Raw genomic sequence first — 19,241 nt, forward strand, 5'->3', positions numbered from 1 at the left:
CTGATCCAGCGCCGCTAATCTGCGATAATCATTACCACAAAGCACGACCATTATTCCACTCACCAGGGGAAAGCAGTATGCGTGCGAAATCGGCCAGCACCACCATCGTCGACGCCTACCGCGCCGCCTTGTTCCTCGGGCAATCGCTGGCCGAGGTCGATCCCGAAATCGTCTTCCTGTTTGTCACCGTCCACTACCACAACTGGGACGAATTCATGGACGGGCTGCGCGACGGCTTGGACAACCCGGCGGTGCGCGTCATCGGCGCCAGCGGCGACGGCGTCCACGAACTGGGCCACAGCGGCGACATCGGCGCCGCCGCCGTCGCCCTGAACTCAGGCGGCAAGGTGCGCTGGCACGTCGAAACGGGCGAGCGCGTCGGCGCCGACCCCGAGGGTGCGGTGCGGCGCGCGCTGGCCAAGCTGGCGGCGCGCCTGGAGGGGCGCGCGCCGGCCTTTTACTTCCTGTTGTCCGACTTCAATACCGACGCCAGCCGCATTGAAACCGTGATCCGCGACGAGGTCGCCGTGCCGGTGGTGGGCGGCATGGCCGCCGACGACAACGACAAGATGGAGTACTGCTGCCTGTTTGCCGACGGCGCGCTGGCGCCGGACTCGGTGGTCATGCTGGCCGTTGACGGCCCGCTGGCGTTTCAAATCCATGTGGGCAACACCATCGCGGCGGTCGGCGCCCCCGGCAGGATCGACGAGGCGGCCGGCAAATTGCTCAGCCGCATAGCCGGGGTCGACGCGGCCCGCTTCGTCGAACGCGAAACCGGCAAGCCCTTCCTGCGCTCGGACCAGGGCGCCATCACGCTGACGATCCTGGACGGCGGCCGCGGCGGAGAACGCAAGCTGCGCAGCATCGCCCAAAACTCGCGCGCCGAAAACGGCGCCCTCACCTTGCACGGCGGCATAGAACCCGGCGAGACGGTGCAGGTTTGCCTGGCCAACCCGGCGCAACTGGTGGCCGAGGTGCACGCCATCGCCGCCGCCGCGGCCGCCACCGGCTTCGCGCCGTCGGCCGCGCTCGTGGTCAGCTGCGCCGGGCGCAAACTGCTGCTCGGCGGCGACACCGCTTTCGAGGTCCAGGCCGTCGCCGAACGCTTCCCCGGCCTGCCCATCGCCGGCTTCCCCTCGTTCGGCGAAATCGGCCCGCTGTTTCACGAAGGAAAATATACCCGCAACCTGCTCCACAATATGACGTATGTCCTCCTCTTGCTAGGCAACGCCGATGGCCCTTAGCACGGTCGCTTTGCTGACGACGCTGGAACTGGTGCCGGCCGGCTTCACGCGCCTGGCGCCGAGCAAGCGCGACCTGCTGTCCAGGCCGGTCGTGCTGCTGGTCGACGACCTTGCGGCCGTGCGCGCCCTGCTGCCCGATTACGCCCAGCGTTTGCAGGGCGTCGTCATGACCGTTGGCGCGCCGGCGCAGCTGGAACAACTGTCGGCCAGCCTGTGGCACATAACGGTCGAACCGGCCAGCGTGGATTTCGTCGGCGTGCTGGCGCCCGGCTGGCTGGCCGCCATCGCCGGCGCCGACGACGCCAGACAAAAGCTGTTCGCCGCCGAGTCCAGAAGCGAGCGCGCGGCGCGGCAACTGCAGGTGACCCGGCGCGACTACAACGACCTGACCACCCGACTGCTGGCCCAGGTGCGCGACCTGACCGCCACCGAAAACGAGTTGAGCAAGCTGAACCAATACCTGGAGTCGCGCGTGCTGGAGCGCACCACCGATTTGGCGCAGGCCAACAGCAACCTGTCGCGCGCGCTCGACGACTTGAAAGTGACGCAGAAGGAGCTGGTGCGCACCGCCCAGTTGGCCGGGCTGGGCTCGCTGGTGGCCGGCATCGCCCACGAGCTCAACACGCCAATCGGCAACGCCCTGACGGTCGCCACCTCACTGGCGCACGAGGCGCGCCAGTTGAAGACCCGGCACGCCGGGGGCCAGCTCAGACGCAGCATGCTGGACCAGTATTTGCTGGACGCCGAACATATCGGCGAAATTTTGGAGCGCAACCTGTTGCGCGCCGCCGACATCATCGGCCACTTCAAGCAGATCGCCATCGACGGCGTCAGCGAGCAGCGGCGCCGCTTCAACCTGAGCGAACTGGTGGCGGACACCATGTCGGTGCTGGCGCCGCAGCTGCGCAATTCGCCCTATCGCCTGGCGCTGGAGGTAGCGCCGTCGATTGACATGGAAAGCTATCCGCGCGCCATCAGCCAGGTGTTGACCAACTTCATCAACAACGCGCTGATGCACGGCTTCGAAGGGCGCGCCGAGGGGCTCATGACGCTGCGCGCCGCCGGCGACGACGTCGACGGCGTCACGTTGTCGTTCAGCGACGACGGCAACGGCATCGACCCGGACAAGGTCGGCCACATCTTCGAACCCTTCTTCACCACCAAATTCGGCCGGGGCGGCTCCGGCCTCGGGCTGTACATCAGCTACAACCAGGTGCACCAATTACTCGGCGGAAAGGTCGACGTCAGCACGGCGCCCGGCCGCGGCACCTGTTTTACGCTGACGCTGCCGCGCGTGGCGCCGGCGCGCAATGGCCCGGCGCCGGGCGGCGACCGCGAAGCGGACCCGGACTAGGCCGAGCGCCACGACGCGGCGCACGCCCGCGGTGCGCCAAACTTTTCCCACCTCATGTATTATCCGAAGGTAAATACACTTCCACTTTCACGGCCACCTATGTCCGCACAGCCCAAACAACAAGCATTTGCCGAATCGTCACAGGTGGACGCGCTGCGTGCGGCCGACCTGAGCGAATTGCTCGGCCACGTCAACACCAGTTGGGACAACGAACGGCGCAACCTGTCGCGCCAGTTGCACGACAGCCTGGGATCGTCGCTGACGGCGCTGACCATGCACCTGTCGCTGCTGACGCAACAAATGCCGCAGGAGCGCCCGCTGCTCGACCGCGCCGCGCAGATGAAACAACTGCTGCTGAACATCATCGAAACCAACCGCCAGATGCAGATGAAGTTGTGGAACGACAAACTGGAGTTCCTGGGCGTCAACGTGGCGTTGAGCGAACTGGCGGCGCAGTTTGGCGAACAGCACCAGATCGCCGTGCGCTGCAGCCTGCCGGAAGAGGAATTGTCCTGTCCGCGCGGCCACGGCGTGGCCATGCTACGCACGCTCGAAGAAGCGCTGAGCAACATCGTCGCGCACGCCCGGGCAAGCGAAGTCGACATCATCGTCGACGACAACGACGAAGCCTTGATGCTGACGGTAAAGGACAATGGCATCGGCCTGCAGGACGGCCCGGCGACGCAACTGAGCAAACACGGCCTGCGCGCGGTGCGCGAGCGCGTGCAATACCTGGGCGGCTCGCTGGTGCTGGCCGCCAGCCAGGGCAGCGGCACCGTCCTGACGGTCACGCTGCCGAAATTGGCCCAGTAATTGCGCTGGGTTGGCGTGTCGTAGGTCGGATGAGCGGAACGCGCCGCTCCAGGCTAATATTGTCGGGTTACGCCCGATGGGCTAACCCGACCCACGAAAATCGCGCTAATGCAGCTTGACCAGCGGCGTGGTGCGCTTGATTAAGAAGCGCGCCACCGCCAGCACGCCGGTGCGCACCGTACCCAGCACCGCCTGGTGGTGCAGCAGGTGCAGGCTGACGTACATCATGCGGGCGAAAAAACCCTCGACGAACCAGCTCAGGCCCTTCAAGGAACCCATCAACGTACCAACCGAGGTGCTGTGTCCAAACGACACCAGCGAACCGTAATCGTGGTAAACATACGGCTTTGCCTGAGCCGGCTTGCCGGCCTTCTGGCGCAAGAACGTTTCGAGCAGATAATCGGCCTGCTGGTGGGCGGCCTGGGCGCGCGGCGGCACCAGCTTGCCCTCGGCGCCGACGCAGGCGGCGCAATCGCCCAGCGCGTAAATATTCGGAAATCCATTGACGCTGAGCATGCCATTGACTTCGATCTGGCCGGCGCGATTGGTCGGCAGGCCGAGGCCGCTTAAAAAATCCGGCGCCTTGATACCGGCTGCCCACACGCAAATGTTGGCGCGGTATTCGGTGCCACCTGCGACGCTGACCTTGCCGGCGTCGATGGCCGTCACGCGCGTGTCGGTCGCGACGGTGATGCCGCGCTCGTTGAGCAGTTTCACGGCCGCCGCCGAGACGCGCTCCGGCAGCGGCGCCAAGATGCGCGGCGCCCCTTCCAACAGTGTAATGCGGACATCCTTGACGGCATGCAGGCGGCGGAAACCGTAGCTGGCGTAGACACTGCTGGCCTCGCGCAATTCGGCGGCCAGCTCGACGCCGGTGGCGCCGCCGCCGATGATGACGATATCGACGCTGGCATCGGCCTCGGTTTCCTTGCGCAACTCGGCCATGGCCAGCAGTTTCAGCAATTTCAAGCGGAAGCGTTCGGCGTCTTCGGTCGCGTTGAGCGAAATGGTGTGTTCTTGGGCGCCCGGCACGCCGAAGTAATTCGACGTACTGCCGACGGCCAGCACCAGCGATTCATAGCCAATGCTGCGCGCCGGCATGACCTCTTCGTTCGCCTCGGTGGCGATGGCGCCGACGGCCAGCGTGCTCGCGCCGGCGTCCAGCGCCGTCAAGGCGCCGTAGACGTAGGTAAAGCCGTTATCGTGGGCCAGCATCTGGTATGACAGCCCCTCTTGATGAATGTCGAGGGTGCCGGCGGCAACCTCGTGCAGGGAAGGCTTCCAAATATGGTACAGGCGGCTGTCGACCAGCATCACCTGGCTGGGACCGAGCTTGCGCCCCAACTTGCAAGCCAGCTCCAGACCGCCCGCCCCGCCACCTACGATTACGATTTTGCTATGCAAACAACCTCCGCTATGGTGTGTTCAGACCGGCGTGGTTGGCACCCGGCCTCGCTTAGTCGTGACCCCTGCCATGGCCGTTGCCGTTGCCATGACCCTTGTCGTGCTTATCGTGCTTATCGCGCTTGTCGTGCTTGTCACCACGGTCGCCACGGTCGTCACGATCGTTGTAGCCACGTTCGCCGCGTCCGCCGTTATCGCCGTGCTCTTGACGATAGCGTGGCGCGTATTCATTGTTATACCAGCCATCCTGCACGAAATAAACTTGCTGGCCGCAAGCATTATACGCGCGGCAGTGCTTCGACCACTTCTTGGCATGGCCAGGCGGTACGCGCAGATAAATCGGCGCGCGCTCGACATACCGCACCGGGCGCTCGATGATCAGCGGCTGGGCGTAAATCACCGGCGGCGGCGCAATCTGGCCAATGTCGATGCGGCCATAGAAGTTCGGCTGACCGATATTGATCGATACACCAACGTCGGTCGCCATGGCGGCGGACGACATCACCAGCAGGCTCGCGGCAAAAAGAAGGGTTTTCATGATGGCTCTTTCATCTAGTAAAAACGTCCTGCGCCAAACATCGCGGCAAGACTGGGTGGCTGGGGCGGTTGCCCTTGACTGCCTAGACGCAATTCTACTATCCCACGCGCAACCCTTCTGTTCGGTAAGGCACATAGGCGTCTTCGCTGCCAATCTCACCACAGCCGCGCCAGGGGAAACACCACACCTCCGAATAGCGACCAACGCGGCGACGCCGGGCTCAAGCCGCGCGCAAGGCCGGCATCGAAGACCAACGACTTGCTCGGGCTATAGAAGGTGGCCAGCAACAGTTGCGCGGTGTGCCCCTCGCCGCGTCGCTGGGTACGGGCCAGCTCGGCGGTTGCGCCCCATTTGTCGTCTAACGCAGTCGAAAACGAAGCCGATTCGCCGTTCTGCACGCGGCCCGCGCCCGCTTCATGGTCGCCCAAGGCCGTCAGGTTCAAGTTCAGGTCCATGTGCACGACGGCGGCGTCCTTGCTGAAAATGCCGTTCAGGGTGTAATCGTTTTCGCCGCTGCCGATGGACGACTTCGCCGTGGCCGCCTTGGCGCCCAGCTCGAGGCCGAAGGCGGTGGCGTCGTCGACAAGGAAGGCGCGCTTCAGCACCAGCGCGGTGTCGCCGAGGCCGTACGCCCGCTGGCCCGCCGCATCGCGCGACGACACCTGCGCCTCCCCGCCCAGCAATATGCCCCACTGCTCGCTGAAGGCCAGCTTGAGCGTGTAGGGAATGCTGTTGCGCCGCGCGCCGTCGCCCCGTTGGCTCAAGCCGCCCAGCTCAAGCTCTAACTGTCCGGGCCGCGGCAACTGCGCCGGACTCGACACCGAGGGCCGGTAGGGGCTGACGCCGCCCTCGTCCTGGGCTTGCGCCTGCGATGGCGTGGCCAGCGCCGCCAGCGCCAACATTGCCAACAATTTCACTGTGCTCATGGCATCTCCGTTTACGGCGCACTCGCCACCGACAGGCTACCACTTCGCAGTAGTTGCGACAAACCAAAGCTAGCGCGCGACCTCAATGTCGGTGACGGTGATGGCGCCATCGACTTTCTGGGCAACGAAGCTGACCTTGTCGCCGGGCTTGACGCGCTCCAGCATGCCCGGGTCGGCGGCCCGGAACACCATCGTCATCGGCGGCATGCCCAGGTTCTTCAGCTCGCCGTGTCGTATCGTCATCTTGCCGGCCTCCTTGTCGACCTTGCGCACTTCGCCTTCGCTGCGCGGCGTTGCCGCTTCGGCTGCGGGCGTGTTAGCGGCCGCGGCCGCGACGCCGAACGCCAGCGCGGCGCCCAATACCAATTGCCGCATCATGGTTTTCATCATTTTGCGCTCACCTTGATCTTGCCAATCATGCCGGCCTCAAAATGCCCGGGCGCCAGGCAAGCGAAGTTGAACTCGCCCGCCTTGGTAAATTGCCAGACCATCTGCTGCTGCCCGCCCGGTTTGACGTGGGCCATATAGGGATCGTCATGTTCCATGCCCGGATGCTCGCGCATCATCGCGCCGTGCGCCTTGAGCTGCGCCATTGAGCCGAGCACCATTTCATGCAGCGCCCCGCCCTTGTTGCTGACGACAAAGCGTATTGTTTCACCCTGGCGTACCGTCAAGTTCGACGGCGTGAAGCGCATCGCGTCGCTCATGTCGATCTTGATCTCGCGCGTCACCTTGGCGGGGTCGCCCTGCCTGCCGAAATCGTGCTCGTCGGGCGAAATCGTCGTCGCCTCCTTGTGCGCGGCGCCCTCGTGGGCCAGCACGGCCGGCGCGGCGGCGGCGGCGCAAACCGCCGCGAGAACGATGTTGCTCAGATTAAGCTGTTTCATGGGGTATTTCCTCGTCTTGTTCAATTGTGTCCGGCATGGCCGGAAGGCTTGCGTACCGTCATTTCCACGTCCGGCGACGTGGCCGCCGGCGCCATCAACTTGCCGCCGGCCTTGCCACTGCGCACAGGCGCGGGCAAGGCACCGGTCCATTCATAGGCGAGCGTGCCGGCCGGGTGCCGGTACCAGCCGGGGTCGCGGTAGTCGCCCGGCTTTTGCTCCCTGCGCACCTTGACGACGGTGAACATGCCACCCATGCCGACGCCGCCGAACGGCCCCTTGCCGCCCATCATAGGCAGCGTATTGTCCGGCAGCGGCATCTCCATCTCGTCCATATCGGCCATGCCGCGCTCGCCCATGACCATGTAATCGGGCACCAGCTTGTTGATCTTCTCGGCCATGCCGCGATGGTCTACCCCGATCATCGTCGGTACGTCGTGGCCCATCGCGTTCATCGTGTGGTGCGACTTGTGGCAATGGAAAGCCCAGTCGCCCGGCTCGGTGGCCTCGAATTCGATCGCCCGCATCTGGCCGACGGCGACGTCGGTGGTCACCTCCGGCCAGCGCGACTCCGGCCGGGTCCAGCCGCCATCGGTACCGGTGACCATGAATTCGTGGCCGTGCAGGTGGATCGGATGGTTGGTCATCGTCAGGTTGCCGAAACGGATGCGCACCTTGTCGCCCAGGCGCGCGACCATCGGGTCGATGCCCGGGAAAACCCGGCTGTTGAAGGTGAACAGGTTGAAGTCCGTCATCGTGTTGATTTTCGGCGTGTAGCTGCCGGGATCGATATCGTAGTTGCTCAGCAGGAACACGTAATCGCGGTCCACCTTCATGAAATTCGGGTCCTTCGGATGGGTCACCCAAAAACCCATCATGCCCATCGCCATCTGCGTCATTTCGTCGGCGTGCGGATGGTACATGAAGGTACCGGGGCGGCGCGCGACGAATTCGTAGACGAAGGTCTTGCCCGGCGCAATGCCCGGCTGGGTCAGGCCGGTGACGCCGTCCATACCGTTGGGCAAGCGCTGGCCGTGCCAATGCACGCTGGTGTGCTCGGGCAAGCGGTTGGTGACGAAAATGCGCACGCGGTCGCCCTCCACCACTTCGATGGTCGGACCGGGCGATTGGCCGTTGTAGCCCCACAGATTGGCCTTCATGCCGGGCGCCAGCTCGCGCACCACCGGCTCGGCGACGAGGTGGAACTCCTTGACGTTGTTGTTCATACGCCAGGGCAGCGACCAACCGTTCAGCGTGACGACCGGGTGAAAGGGCCGGCCGCTCGGCGGCAGCGGCGGCGCCTGGGTGGCGGCGTCGGCCATGCTGGCGGCTTCCGGCAACGACGCCGCGCCGACGCGGCTGACGGCGGCCGCGCCCATCGCCAGCACGCCGGCGTTTTTAAAGAAGTCTCTACGTGTGCTCATGCTTATTCCTTTGCGGCCGCGCCGGCGCCGTTGATGGCCGACTGCAACTCGGTTTGCGCGATCCAAAAGTCGCGCTGGGTTTCAATCGCCGTGTTGACGCTGCCGATTTGCTCGCGCGCGTCGGACAGTAGCTCGAACACGCTGGCCAGCATGCCGTTGTAGCGCAACAGCACCTCGTCCGAGATCTTCTTGCGCAGCGGCACCACCTCGTCGCGCTGGTGGCGCGCCAGGTCGTAGGCGACGCGGTAGGCCGAATACGCCTCGCGCACCTCCGAGCGCGCCCGCACGGCGCTGTCGGCGCTGCGGTGCACGGCCTGCATGTAGAGCGCCTCGGCCTTCGCCGTGCGCGCCCCGCCCCAGTCGAACAGCGGCAGCTCCAGCGCGATTTCATAGCCGTTTTCGCGCGGCTTGCCGCTGGCGCTCTTGTTGATGTAGCCGGCGTCGAGCACATTGACAAAGCCGGTGGCCCGGGTCAGCCCCAGCGCGCGGGCGCTGGCCGCCGCGTCGTGCTTGCTCATTTGAATATCGAGGCGGCGCTGCATCGCCAGCGACTCGATGTCGGCCATGTCGTCGGGCGCCGTGGGCAAGTCCGGCAAGCGCTCGGGCAACGTGAACGCGGCCTGGCCGCCCCACAGGCCGAGCAGGCGCGTCAGTTGCTCGCGCGCGGCCGTGGCGGCATGCCTGGCGCGCGCGAACTGCGCCGTCGCGTCGGCGTAGAACACTTGCTCGCGCGCCTGGTCGAGCTTGCTCCAATTGCCGGCCCGCCGCATCCGCGCGGCCAGCTCGGCGCCGGCCTCGGCCGCGCCGGCGGCCTGCTCCATATAACTGGCCGTCTGCTGCGCCGCGACCGCGTTGAACCAGGCGCGGCGGGTATCGGCGGCCAGTTTCACCGCCTGCGACGCCGCCTGCAACTTGGCCTGCTCGAAACGGCCGCGCTCGATGCCGCTGCGCACCGGCAAGGTCAGCAAGCCGACCAGGTCGAACATTATGCCGCGCTCGATTTCGCTCTCGCCGCCGCCGTGCATGCGGCCGAACGACAGGCCGGGATTGCGCATGCGCCCGGCCTGCACCAAGTCGGCCTCGGACGCGCCGAGCTCGGCCAACGCCACTTTCAGGCCGCGGTTGTTCATCAGCGCCACGCGCACGGCGGCCTCGGCGCTAAGCGGCTGGGCCAGCAGCGCCGCCAGTTCGGGCGCGTTGTCGGCGCCGGCTCGCGGCAGCGCCTGGCCGGTGCGCTCCCGCGTCATGGCCGAGATCGAGTCGAGCCCGCCGTCCTTGGAAAAGCTGGCGCATCCGCTCAGTAGCAACGCCGCCAGAGCCAGCGCCATCGGCGTCAGGCATCTTGTGTGGATAGTCGGCATGCTCATTTCCCCTTCTGCTGGTGTTGCATATGCATGTCGTGGCCCGCGTGCGGGTCGGCGGCTGCCGGTGCCGGCTTCGACTCGGCCTTGCCCGGTGTGGCGGCCGGAGCCGCGGCGTGGTCCATATGCGCCATGCCGCCGCCCTCGACTTCCTTGTTGACGGCGCGCCAAACCTTGTCCGGCGAGTCTTTCTGTTCGGTGGCGGGCCGATACTGCGCAAATACCGAATCGTAGCGCGTGGCGGGCACCGGAGCGAGCGCGTCGGCGGGCTCGCTGGCCGGCTCGGCAAAAACGGCGAGCGGCAGCAAGGCCCACGCCAACAGCGCGAGACAGTGTATTGATTTCATTGGTAAATCCTCGAATGCGATTGAGACGATGCGTCCGGCGCGATGGCAGATTATCGCGGCAGCGCTACAGGCGTTCAGGCGTGGCTGTGCCGAGGGGGGCGTTCCAGGCCGCCGGGGATGTAGCCCGAGACCAGCGGCGCGGGCGTCAGTGCGACCGCTGCGGAACCGTGGGGAATTGTTGGCAGGCTCGGCCAGGATGGCGGCGCGCAGGCGCCAACGCAGCAGGCCGCGCAGGCGCTACAACTGGAATCGTCGAGGCAATCCTGGACCGGCGTGTCGGCGTGCGCGTGTTGCGCGGTCGCTTCGTGATGGTCGTACCCGGCGTTGTGATGGTCGTGCCCGGCTTCGTGCGTCTGCACCGTTTTCGGTGCCGCATGGTCGCCACAGATCCTGAGCGCGGCGGCAAACCCTTGCAAGGGCAGCGCGGCGAGCAAACACCAGAGCATTAATCTGACCAGGATGCGGTTCATCGAAATGGAGTATGAAGTAAACAAGCACACTGTAAACCTTACCACCGGGGTAAGGTCAAGGGCTACTTGCGCTGAACAAGAAGCAGGCGCAAGGGTATCAGCCTACGCTATCACGAACAAGCGCCGCCGCAGGCAGCCAGGCAGCTCGCATCCAGCGACATGGACGCAATTTCAGCGGCCGCGCTCCCGTCGTCCAAACTATAGACCGGCGCGAATCCACCGCCCGGCGTTCGGAAATTCGTGGTCTGGCCCTGATATACCCGGGCGGCCGTCCATTGCACCCGGCCGTCATAAACATAGCTGCGCAAGTCGAACTTGAGTGGCTCGGGATTGGCTTGGGTGCCATTGACACGCTCGCCTGGCGGGACGAGCAGTTGCGCAATATAATCGCCGGCAAGAATGTCCTCCCACACACGCTTCGTCAACTTCTCGCCCCTGTACGCGGCTTTGCCGCCATAGCCGGCCAGCGGCTTAAAGAAGAGCCGCCGGCGATTCGCCCATAGACGCTGCGCATTCGCGGCATCGACCAGTTCCGTGTGCGGGATGTTCTCCAGCAAAATTTTTCGCACGCCGCCGGGCACGCCCAGCTCCGCCAGTTGAAGCTCATCGGAGAGCAACACCAAATTTCGCTTGTTGGCGCATAGCGCATGCGCCTGCGGATGAGGTGTCAGCACGACCGCGCGGTCGAGGTAAGCGGCGCGAAGCGACGCACAAGCGGACGATTCCAACATGAAGTCGGTGAGCCGGTTGTAGACCAAGTCAATTTCCAGCTCTCCGTGGCGCAGCACGCCGCCGTGGAAGCTCAGCTCCGAGGGCGCTGCGATGACGGCACGCACACCGTGGCGCTCGAACAGGCGCTGAAACAGAATGAATTCGGGATAGAGATACTGTTGCTCGGGAGCCTCGTCTACGATGGCGATGCTGCGAAGCGGACGCTGGCGCGCGGAGGCGCCCCACTCCGCCTCAAACATCGTGAATATGCTTTCCTCAAGCGTGGCGCCTGTGGCGATTGCCGCCGCAAGCGCCGGGGCGCTAAGGCAGCAAGACAGATGTGCCTTTGCCATCATGGCGTTCAACATCGCCCCGCCGGCGTTGGTGTTGATCTCAATGAGTGCCAACACGTCGCCGCGCAAATGGAAGTCGTATCCGTAGAACACACCCTTGGCGCCGCCGGGGTCGTGCCGGGCGATTGCAGGCGCACCTGCCAGCACCTTTGCGCGATAGGCCGGCATGGCAATGACGGACTCAATCGCTTCAACGACCCCGGCGATGCGCGCGCTCTGACTATCCGACACGAATATCGGGCGTGACGAAAACAAAAACGGGCATCGAGATTCGACCAACTCGTACAGCTCCGGGGAGTCGAGGTCATCCGACAGCGCCAGCCGAAGCGCGTCCTTATCCAGGCTGCTGCAAAAACAACTGCTGTTGAGCGTCTCCGCGGGCTGCAAAGCCCGCGCATTGACAGGCGCCCCGCCGTTGAGTTGAGAATGTGGCGTATCCAATGTTTTTACCTTTCCATGCTGTCGTCTTGTTCACGGCCAGGTGCCGCATCCATTCCTTACTTGGCGTTGCGTAGTCGCAAAGCGTTTGCGATCACCGATACTGAACCCAGACTCATGGCAAGTGCGGAACTGGCGCAAGGAAGGACGATACCAGCAAGGCCGAACAAGCGCTCGGAACCACCCGTATTGGACACACCCTATTCGTCTAATTGCTCAGCCCCGCCCCGCGCATGAGCAGGCGCATCAGCCACGCGGCCAGCGCCAGCGCCGCCACGCTGGCCGACCAGATGACGATCAGCCAGCCCAGCCGTTTCCACCACGGGCTGCGCCGCATCAGTGGTAGCCCTCGCCGTGGCTGACCTTGCCGCGGAAGACATAGTACGCCCAGCCGGTGTAGACCAGGATCATCGGGATGATCAGCAGCGCGCCGACCAGCGTGAAGCCGAGGCTTTGCGGCGGCGACGCGGCCTGCCAGATCGTCACCGACGGCGGGATGATGTGCGGCCACAGGCTGATGCCCAGCCCGCTGTAGCCTAGGAACACCAGCGCCAGCGTGTAGATGAACGGCAGCGCCTGTTGCCGCAGCCGCAGCGAGCGGTGCAGCAGCCAGGCGCTGGCCAGCACCAGCAGCGGCACCGGCGCGAACCAGTACAGATTGGGCAGGCTGAACCAGCGGCGGGCGATGGCGGCGTCCTGCAGCGGCGTCCACAGGCTGATCGCCGCGATCACCGCCAGCAATAGCCACACCAGTTTGCGCGTGATGGCGTAGGCGCGCCGCTGCAAGTCGCCGTCGGTCTTCATAATCAGCCAGGTGCTGCCGAGCAAGGCGTAGGCGACCAGCAGCCCGGCGCCGGTGAAGATCGAGAACGGCGAAATCCAGTCCAGCGGTCCGCCCGCGTACACCCGCCCGGCCACCGGTACGCCCTGGATGTAGGCGCCCAGCGTGACGCCCTGGAAAAACGTCGCCGCGACCGAACCGCCAATGAACGCCTTGTCCCAGAAGTGGCGCTCGTGCTCGCGCGCCTTGAAGCGGAATTCAAAGGCCATGCCGCGGAAGATCAGGCCCATCAGCATGAAGATCAGCGGCAGGTAGAAGGCGCTCAGCACCACCGCGTAGGCTTGCGGGAAGGCCGCCATCAGGCCGGCGCCGCCCAGCACCAGCCAGGTTTCGTTGCCGTCCCACACGGGGGCGACGGTGTTCATCATCACGTCGCGCTCGTCCTTGTCGGCGAAAAACGGGTACAGGATGCCGATGCCCAGGTCGAAGCCGTCCATCACCACGTACATCATGATGCTGAACAGGATGATGAGCGCCCAGATTAATGCCAGATCGATACCCATTTAGCTCACTCCTTCTTGTTGGCTGGGGTCGCCGGTGTTGCTGTCGCTCGACGCCGACAGCGGCCGCGCCGGCGTGCGTTCGTGGCCGGGGCCGCCCTCGTCCACGCGCCCGCCCTCGTCGGGCCTCGGCCCCACCCGGATCAGACGGAACAGGTAGCCGATGCCGGTGCCGAACACCGCGCAGTAGATCAGCACGAACAGCGCCAGCGTCACGCCCAGCTCGGTGGGGCCGTGCGCCGACACCGCGTCTTCCGTGCGCAGCAGGCCGTAAATGGTCCACGGCTGGCGCCCGATCTCGGTGGTGAACCAGCCGGCCAGCATGGCGACGACGCCCGCCGGCCCCATCAGCAAGGCGCAGCGCAGGAACAGGCGCGCGCGCCACAGCTTGCCGCTGCGCCACAGCCACGCGCCCCAGGCGCCGAGCGCGATCATCAGCACGCCCAGGCCGACCATCACGCGGAAGGTCCAGAACACGACGGTGGCGTTGGGGCGGTCGCGCGGCGCGAAGTCCTTCAGCGCCGGCACTTTACCGTCCCAGTCGTGCGCCAGGATCAGGCCGCCCAGGCGCGGCACCTCGATCTTGAAGCGGGTTTCCTCGCGCTCCATGTCGGGCCAGCCGAACAGGATCAACGGCGTGCCGCCCTCGGCCTCGTTGTGCCAGTGCCCTTCCATCGCGGCGATCTTGGCCGGCTGGTATTGCAAGGTGTTCAGGCCGTGGAAGTCACCGATGACGGCCTGGATCGGCGCGACGATCAGCACCAGCCACAGGCCCATCGCCATCATCTTGCGGATGGCCGGGTTGTCGGTGCCGCGCAGCAAATGCCAGGCGGCCGAGGCCACCACCAGCAGCGCCGTCGCCAGGAAGGCGGCCACGCTCATGTGCAGCAGGCGGTAGGGGAAGGACGGGTTGAAGATCACCGCCAACCAGTCGACCGGAATGACGCGACCGTCCACCACCGCGTGGCCCTGCGGCGTGTGCATCCAGCTGTTCGAGGCGATGATCCAGGTGGCCGAAATCAGCGTGCCCAGCGCCACCATCGCCGTCGACATCATGTGCAGCGCCGGGCCGACCTTGTTCCAGCCGAACAGCATCACGCCCAGGAAGCCGGCTTCGAGAAAGAAGGCGGTCAGCACTTCGTAGGTCAGCAAGGGGCCGGTGATGCTGCCGGCGAACTGTGAAAATTGGCTCCAGTTGGTGCCGAACTGGTAGGCCATCACCAGGCCGGAGACGACGCCCATGCCGAAGTTGACGGCGAAGATTTTCGACCAGAAATGGTACAGGTCGCGGTAGACCTGCTGGCGCGTGCGCAGCCAGCTTGCCTCCAGCACCGCCAGGTAACTGGCCAGCCCGATGGTGATGGCGGGGAAAACGATGTGGAACGAAATCGTGAAGCCGAATTGGATACGGGCCAGTTCGAGCGCGGTGAGACCAAACATAATACGTTCCCGGCGAAGTGTGTACTTGAAGGCCCCCACTGTAGAGCTAGGCGGAAAGACATACCAGACTCAGAAACGGGAGAAAAAACCGGATCAGTTTGCGCGGCGAACTCGACCGACGTGCGGGCGCCAATGCAAGAAGCCGCTTTTCAGCGGCTTCCCCGGGATGGACCGATGCCGATCAGGCCGGCACGGCGTGCTTCTCGACCCAGCCGACGTACAGCGTCATCCAGCCCTGCAGAAACGCCAGGCTGGCCGGGCCGATGTTGCCGGCCTCGTCGAACAAGCCTTCCTTGGCCTGGATGAAGGCTTCCGGCTGGCCCAGCGTCGGCACGTCCAGGTAGCCGAGGATGTTGCGCAAGTGCTGCTGCGCCAGCGCGGTGCCGGCGGCGCCGACCGACACGCCCAGCACGCCGGCCGGTTTGCCGGCCCAGACGCTCTGCCCGTACGGACGCGACGCGTGGTCGATGGCGTTTTTCAGCACGCCGGGAATCGAGCGGTTGTATTCGGGCGTGACGAACAGCAAGCCCTGGGCGCCGGCGATCTGCGACTTCAGCCGCTTGACCTGCTCGGACGGCGCGCCGTCGTGGTCTTGGTTGTACAAGGGCAAATCGCCGATCTCGACCTGCGTGAACGAAAAATGCGCCGGCGCCAGCTTGGCGATGGCGCCCGCCATCTTGCGGTTGAACGAATCCTGGCGAAGGCTGCCGACGACGACGGCAATATTAAATTGGCTCATGAAATCCCCGAAAATGAGTATAGAAAAACAAGGCGTGCCGCCTATATTGGCACAAAATCATCACCTCTGCCGCACCTTACCGGCGCCAAACAAGGCGCAGCCGCGCCGCCGAGCAAGCATGGCGATGCGACACCCCCGGGGTCGGATCTCGACATGGCGGCTTTCGTGTCTCGATGCAACAAGCGTATCCATGGCGGGCAAGGCGTCGATGTGGAGCTTGCCGCGCGAAGTGATCGACGCCGTGGCGGTTGCGGGGCGGGCGCAACCCGGTCGGGGGCGCCCACATTGCCGCCGGCAAGCCGGGAATTGGTGCGATCAAACCATACTCCGGCTTAAAGCGGGGTGCGGATGCCGGCTCAGGAAGGGGTGATCGAGAATGACAACAACGGGGTCTCGGCATGGCGGTTTCCTCACTGAAACCCACCATTTCAAGACCCCAAGCTTGTTGCGTCAGGCGCCGGTGTATTCGCGGTAGTAGCGCCGGCCGAGGTTGGTCAGCACTTCGTAGCCGATGGTGTTGGCCAGGCTGGCCACGGCGTCGACCGGGTGTTCGGCGCAGATCAGGTCGACCAGGCTGCCCGCGGCGACGCGTTCGCGCGCGATGGCGCTGACGTCGAGGGTGATGCTGTCCATCGAAATGGCGCCGATCTGCGGCACGCGCACGCCGTCGACGACGGCCACGCCGTTGTTGCTCATGCTGCGCATCCAGCCGTCGGCGTAGCCCACCGAGACGGTCGCCACCTGCCGCGTTTCGCTGGCGGTGTAGCGGCGGCTATAGCCGACGTGGTCGCCCGGTTCGATGGTACGCGTTTGCAGGATTTTTCCCTGCAGCCGCACCACCGGGCGCATCGGGTTGGCCGCGCCGGCCACCGGGGCGATGCCGTACAGCGCCGCGCCCGGGCGCACCAGCTCGAAGTGGTAGGCCTTCGGCAGGAAGACGCCGGAGGAGTTGGCGAAGCTGGCCGGGCAGGCCGGCGCCCGCGCGCGGATCGCGTTGAAGCGCGCCAGTTGCAGCGCGTTCATCGGGTTGTCCGGCTGGTCGGCGCACGCCAGGTGGCTCATCAGGTATTCCAGTGCGATGCCGTCGAGGAAGTGCGGGTCGGCCAGCCATTCGTCCACTTCGGCCGGCGCCATGCCCATGCGCGACATGCCGCTGTCGACCTGGATCAGGGCGCCCAGCGTGCGCCCCAGCGCCGCGGCGTGGGCGCGCCAGCCGGCCACTTGCTGCACGCTGTTGAGCACCGGGGTCAGGCCGTTGGCGGTGAAGTCGGCGTCGGTGCCCACCGGCGGGCCGTGCAGCACGATGACGGCGGCGTCCGCCGCGACGTGGCGGCGCAGCGCGATGCCCTCGTCGAGGTGGGCGACGAAAAAGTGCCGGCAGCCTTCGTCGTACAGCGCGGCGGCGACGGCAATCGCGCCCAGGCCGTAGGCGTCCGATTTCAGCACCGCCGAGCAGGCCGCCGGCGCGGCGCGCGCGCGCAGCAGCCGGTAGTTGGCGCGCACCGCGTCGAGGTCGATGGTGAGGATGGCGCCGCTGCGGTTCTTGTGCGGGTTCGGCGCCATGTTTACGCCCCGGCCAGGTTCAGGCCGCCCCGCCGCGGCGCGCCGCTGTAGCGCGATACCGACAGGTCGTCGGCGCGAATGGCCGGCTGTTTCAACGAGATCAGGTCGGCCAGCATTTGCGCCGAACCGCACGACATGGTCCAGCCGAGCGTGCCGTGGCCGGTGTTCAGGTACAGGTTGCGCAGCGGCGTGCGCCCGACGATGGGCGTGCCGTCCGGCGTCATCGGCCGCAGCCCGGTCCAGAATTCGGCCTTGGCGGTGTCGCCGGCGCCCGGGAACAGGTCGTTGACGACCATTTCCAGCGTGGCGCGGCGGCGCGGGTGCAGGCGCGTGTCGAAGCCGGCGATTTCGGCCATGCCGCCGACGCGGATGCGGTCGTCGAAGCGCGTCACGGCGATTTTGTAGCTCTCGTCGAGGATGGTCGACACCGGCGCGCGCGCGGCGTCGACGATCGGCACGGTGATCGAGTAGCCCTTCATCGGATACACCGGAATGTCCACCAGCGACTTGAGCAAGGTGGTCGAGTAGGCGCCCAGCGCGACGACGTAGGCGTCCGCCTTGACCACCTCGGCGCCGCAGCGCACGCCGGCGATGGCGCCGCCGGCCACGTCGAGGCCGTCGATGGCGACGTTGTAGCGGAACCTCACGCCCAGCGCCGCCGCCATCGCCGCCAGGCGGGTGGTAAACAGCTGGCAGTCGCCGGTTTCGTCGTTCGGCAGGCGCAGGCTGCCCACCAGTTTGTGTTTGATGGCGCCCAGCGCCGGCTCGGCGCGCGCCAGTTCGTCGCGCGTCAGCAGTTCGTACGGCACACCGGAGTCCTTCAGCACCTGGATGTCCTTGGCGGCGTCGGCGAATTGTTTTTCAGTGCGGAACAATTGCATCGTGCCCTGCTGCCGGCCCTCGTAGTTGATGCCGGCCTCGGCGCGCAAGGTCTTGAAGCAGTCGCGGCTGTACTCGGCCAGGCGCACCATGCGCTCCTTGTTGACCGCGTAGCGCTCGTGTGTGCAGTTGCGCAACATCTGCCACATCCATTGCAACTGGAACATCGTGCCGTCCGGCGCGACGGCCAACGGCGAGTGGCGCTGCAGCATCCATTTCATGGCTTTCAGCGGAATCCCCGGCGCCGCCCACGGCGAGGCGTAGCCCGGCGAGATTTGCCCGGCGTTGGCGAAGCTGGTTTCCAGCGCCGGACCCGGTTGGCGGTCGAGGACGGTAACGTCGTGTCCCTGCTTGGCCAGATAATAGGCGGTGGTAACACCGATGACGCCGCTACCAAGAATCACGATACGCATAATTTCCTCGCTTGAATTTCGACCAGATTGCCAGATTAACCGCTATCATATTGGGAATTGAACAGCATTTGTTCACGTATAAAATGGAATATTCAGTAATTAATCATGCGAATTCTTAAAGAGTCGTCGCGCGGCCTCGACAAGCTCGACCGCCACATCCTGCGCATCTTGCAACGCGAGGGCCGCATTTCGATGAAGGACCTCGGCGAGCGCGTCGGCTTGTCGATCACGCCCTGCATCGAGCGCGTCAAGCGCATGGAGCGCGACGGCGTCATTACCGGATATTACGCCAAGGTCGAGCCCGCCGCACTGGGGGCGCGGCTGCTGGTGTTTGTCGAGATCACGCTGAACCAGAAGTCGGCGATGGCCTTCGAACAGTTCCGCCGCGAAGTGCTGCGCATTCCCGAGGTGCAGGAATGCCACCTGGTGTCGGGCGACTTCGACTACCTGATCAAGGCGCGCATCCACGAGATGGCCGAATACCGCAAGCTGCTCGGCGACATGCTGCTGCAACTGCCCGGCGCGGCGCAGTCGAAGAGCTATGTGGTGATGGAGGAGATCAAGGAAACGCTGGAGCTGTCGACCGAGGCGCTGTAGCC

20 protein-coding genes are annotated in these 19,241 nt (G+C 65.4%); 4 read left to right on the forward strand and 16 right to left on the reverse strand.

Translation table 11 applies throughout. From position 1 onward, the window contains the following. Nucleotides 1–77: 77 nt before the first annotated feature. The 3 genes from JANGC3_RS0108590 to JANGC3_RS0108600 all read left to right on the forward strand — a co-directional run bounded on the left by JANGC3_RS0108590 (nt 78) and on the right by JANGC3_RS0108600 (nt 3,411). The gene (locus tag JANGC3_RS0108590) at nt 78–1,244 is read left to right on the forward strand and encodes an FIST signal transduction protein (RefSeq protein WP_017876077.1); all 1,167 of its coding nucleotides are present in this window, start codon (nt 78–80) and stop codon (nt 1,242–1,244) included. Next, nucleotides 1,234–2,598 carry a sensor histidine kinase gene (locus tag JANGC3_RS28865; protein ID WP_017876078.1) on the forward strand — a complete coding sequence of 455 codons (1,365 nt, stop codon included), beginning with the start codon at nt 1,234–1,236 and terminating at the stop codon, nt 2,596–2,598. The genes JANGC3_RS0108590 and JANGC3_RS28865 overlap by 11 nt, the downstream gene beginning before the upstream one ends. A gap of 144 nt (nt 2,599–2,742) precedes the next feature. Next, entirely contained in the window at nt 2,743–3,411 is a 669-nt protein-coding gene (locus JANGC3_RS0108600; protein WP_017876079.1) for a sensor histidine kinase, read from the forward strand. 105 nt (nt 3,412–3,516) lie between these two features. Here the strand turns inward: JANGC3_RS0108600 and JANGC3_RS0108605 are convergent, their stop codons facing one another. The 16 genes from JANGC3_RS0108605 to JANGC3_RS0108680 form a co-directional block, all read right to left on the reverse strand. Next, nucleotides 3,517–4,815, reverse strand: a complete 1,299-nt coding sequence (locus tag JANGC3_RS0108605; protein WP_026132736.1) for an NAD(P)/FAD-dependent oxidoreductase — start codon at nt 4,813–4,815, stop codon at nt 3,517–3,519. Nucleotides 4,816–4,867: 52 nt separating this feature from the next. Next, a complete protein-coding gene (locus JANGC3_RS0108610) occupies nt 4,868–5,353 on the reverse strand; it encodes a hypothetical protein (protein ID WP_017876081.1) in 486 nt (161 codons plus the stop codon). A 155-nt stretch (nt 5,354–5,508) separates the two neighbouring features. After that, complete coding sequence (locus JANGC3_RS0108615) at nt 5,509–6,279, reverse strand: transporter (RefSeq protein WP_232429679.1); 771 nt, start codon at nt 6,277–6,279, stop codon at nt 5,509–5,511. Nucleotides 6,280–6,348: 69 nt separating this feature from the next. After that, nucleotides 6,349–6,669, reverse strand: coding sequence for a copper-binding protein (locus JANGC3_RS0108620; protein WP_017876083.1), 321 nt, complete (start codon nt 6,667–6,669; stop codon nt 6,349–6,351). Then, nucleotides 6,666–7,166 carry a cupredoxin domain-containing protein gene (locus JANGC3_RS0108625; RefSeq protein ID WP_017876084.1) on the reverse strand — a complete coding sequence of 167 codons (501 nt, stop codon included), beginning with the start codon at nt 7,164–7,166 and terminating at the stop codon, nt 6,666–6,668. The genes JANGC3_RS0108620 and JANGC3_RS0108625 overlap by 4 nt, the downstream gene beginning before the upstream one ends. Nucleotides 7,167–7,186: 20 nt before the next feature. Beyond that, nucleotides 7,187–8,587, reverse strand: a complete 1,401-nt coding sequence (locus tag JANGC3_RS0108630; protein ID WP_026132738.1) for a multicopper oxidase family protein — start codon at nt 8,585–8,587, stop codon at nt 7,187–7,189. 2 nt (nt 8,588–8,589) lie between these two features. Continuing rightward, nucleotides 8,590–9,948, reverse strand: coding sequence for a TolC family protein (locus JANGC3_RS0108635; RefSeq protein ID WP_026132739.1), 1,359 nt, complete (start codon nt 9,946–9,948; stop codon nt 8,590–8,592). 2 nt (nt 9,949–9,950) lie between these two features. After that, nucleotides 9,951–10,256 (reverse strand): hypothetical protein, encoded by a 306-nt coding sequence (locus tag JANGC3_RS30730; protein WP_157406533.1) that lies wholly within the window; start codon nt 10,254–10,256, stop codon nt 9,951–9,953. 113 nt (nt 10,257–10,369) lie between these two features. After that, complete coding sequence (locus JANGC3_RS30735) at nt 10,370–10,765, reverse strand: hypothetical protein (RefSeq protein ID WP_017876088.1); 396 nt, start codon at nt 10,763–10,765, stop codon at nt 10,370–10,372. A 110-nt stretch (nt 10,766–10,875) separates the two neighbouring features. After that, nucleotides 10,876–12,270, reverse strand: a complete 1,395-nt coding sequence (locus JANGC3_RS0108650; RefSeq protein WP_198292008.1) for a hypothetical protein — start codon at nt 12,268–12,270, stop codon at nt 10,876–10,878. 205 nt (nt 12,271–12,475) lie between these two features. Beyond that, complete coding sequence (locus JANGC3_RS31400; protein WP_017876090.1) at nt 12,476–12,604, reverse strand: DUF2474 family protein; 129 nt, start codon at nt 12,602–12,604, stop codon at nt 12,476–12,478. Beyond that, nucleotides 12,604–13,611, reverse strand: a complete 1,008-nt coding sequence (gene cydB, locus JANGC3_RS0108660) for a cytochrome d ubiquinol oxidase subunit II (protein ID WP_017876091.1) — start codon at nt 13,609–13,611, stop codon at nt 12,604–12,606. Before cydB ends, JANGC3_RS31400 begins: the two co-directional genes overlap by 1 nt. Beyond that, entirely contained in the window at nt 13,612–15,048 is a 1,437-nt protein-coding gene (locus JANGC3_RS0108665; protein ID WP_017876092.1) for a cytochrome ubiquinol oxidase subunit I, read from the reverse strand. Between the two features lie 181 nt (nt 15,049–15,229). Next, nucleotides 15,230–15,787 carry an NADPH-dependent FMN reductase gene (locus JANGC3_RS0108670; protein WP_017876093.1) on the reverse strand — a complete coding sequence of 186 codons (558 nt, stop codon included), beginning with the start codon at nt 15,785–15,787 and terminating at the stop codon, nt 15,230–15,232. Between the two features lie 450 nt (nt 15,788–16,237). After that, complete coding sequence (alr, locus tag JANGC3_RS0108675) at nt 16,238–17,350, reverse strand: alanine racemase (protein ID WP_017876094.1); 1,113 nt, start codon at nt 17,348–17,350, stop codon at nt 16,238–16,240. A gap of 2 nt (nt 17,351–17,352) precedes the next feature. Further along, on the reverse strand, nt 17,353–18,642 hold the full coding sequence (locus tag JANGC3_RS0108680; protein WP_017876095.1) for a D-amino acid dehydrogenase: 1,290 nt from the start codon (nt 18,640–18,642) through the stop codon (nt 17,353–17,355). Nucleotides 18,643–18,747: 105 nt separating this feature from the next. On the opposite strand from JANGC3_RS0108680, the gene JANGC3_RS0108685 reads away from it, so the two are divergent. After that, on the forward strand, nt 18,748–19,239 hold the full coding sequence (locus tag JANGC3_RS0108685) for an Lrp/AsnC ligand binding domain-containing protein (RefSeq protein WP_017876096.1): 492 nt from the start codon (nt 18,748–18,750) through the stop codon (nt 19,237–19,239). The last annotated feature ends 2 nt before the right edge of the window (nt 19,240–19,241 follow it).

It is taken from the genome of Janthinobacterium sp. CG3 (assembly GCF_000344615.1).
Taxonomy (GTDB): Bacteria; Pseudomonadota; Gammaproteobacteria; order Burkholderiales; family Burkholderiaceae_D; genus Janthinobacterium.

What these genes read in the sequence shown, in the direction of transcription:
- JANGC3_RS0108620 (WP_017876083.1), bottom strand. Translation starts at nt 6,669, where the DNA reads ATGATGAAAACCATGATGCGGCAATTGGTATTGGGCGCCGCGCTGGCG.
- JANGC3_RS30735 (WP_017876088.1), bottom strand. Translation starts at nt 10,765, where the DNA reads ATGAACCGCATCCTGGTCAGATTAATGCTCTGGTGTTTGCTCGCCGCG.
- JANGC3_RS28865 (WP_017876078.1), top strand. Translation starts at nt 1,234, where the DNA reads ATGGCCCTTAGCACGGTCGCTTTGCTGACGACGCTGGAACTGGTGCCG.
- JANGC3_RS0108590 (WP_017876077.1), top strand. Translation starts at nt 78, where the DNA reads ATGCGTGCGAAATCGGCCAGCACCACCATCGTCGACGCCTACCGCGCC.
- JANGC3_RS0108665 (WP_017876092.1), bottom strand. Translation starts at nt 15,048, where the DNA reads ATGTTTGGTCTCACCGCGCTCGAACTGGCCCGTATCCAATTCGGCTTC.
- JANGC3_RS0108680 (WP_017876095.1), bottom strand. Translation starts at nt 18,642, where the DNA reads ATGCGTATCGTGATTCTTGGTAGCGGCGTCATCGGTGTTACCACCGCC.
- JANGC3_RS0108615 (WP_232429679.1), bottom strand. Translation starts at nt 6,279, where the DNA reads ATGAGCACAGTGAAATTGTTGGCAATGTTGGCGCTGGCGGCGCTGGCC.
- cydB (WP_017876091.1), bottom strand. Translation starts at nt 13,611, where the DNA reads ATGGGTATCGATCTGGCATTAATCTGGGCGCTCATCATCCTGTTCAGC.
- JANGC3_RS0108630 (WP_026132738.1), bottom strand. Translation starts at nt 8,587, where the DNA reads ATGAGCACACGTAGAGACTTCTTTAAAAACGCCGGCGTGCTGGCGATG.
- JANGC3_RS0108610 (WP_017876081.1), bottom strand. Translation starts at nt 5,353, where the DNA reads ATGAAAACCCTTCTTTTTGCCGCGAGCCTGCTGGTGATGTCGTCCGCC.
- alr (WP_017876094.1), bottom strand. Translation starts at nt 17,350, where the DNA reads ATGGCGCCGAACCCGCACAAGAACCGCAGCGGCGCCATCCTCACCATC.
- JANGC3_RS0108685 (WP_017876096.1), top strand. Translation starts at nt 18,748, where the DNA reads ATGCGAATTCTTAAAGAGTCGTCGCGCGGCCTCGACAAGCTCGACCGC.
- JANGC3_RS0108635 (WP_026132739.1), bottom strand. Translation starts at nt 9,948, where the DNA reads ATGCCGACTATCCACACAAGATGCCTGACGCCGATGGCGCTGGCTCTG.
- JANGC3_RS0108670 (WP_017876093.1), bottom strand. Translation starts at nt 15,787, where the DNA reads ATGAGCCAATTTAATATTGCCGTCGTCGTCGGCAGCCTTCGCCAGGAT.
- JANGC3_RS31400 (WP_017876090.1), bottom strand. Translation starts at nt 12,604, where the DNA reads ATGCGGCGCAGCCCGTGGTGGAAACGGCTGGGCTGGCTGATCGTCATC.
- JANGC3_RS0108625 (WP_017876084.1), bottom strand. Translation starts at nt 7,166, where the DNA reads ATGAAACAGCTTAATCTGAGCAACATCGTTCTCGCGGCGGTTTGCGCC.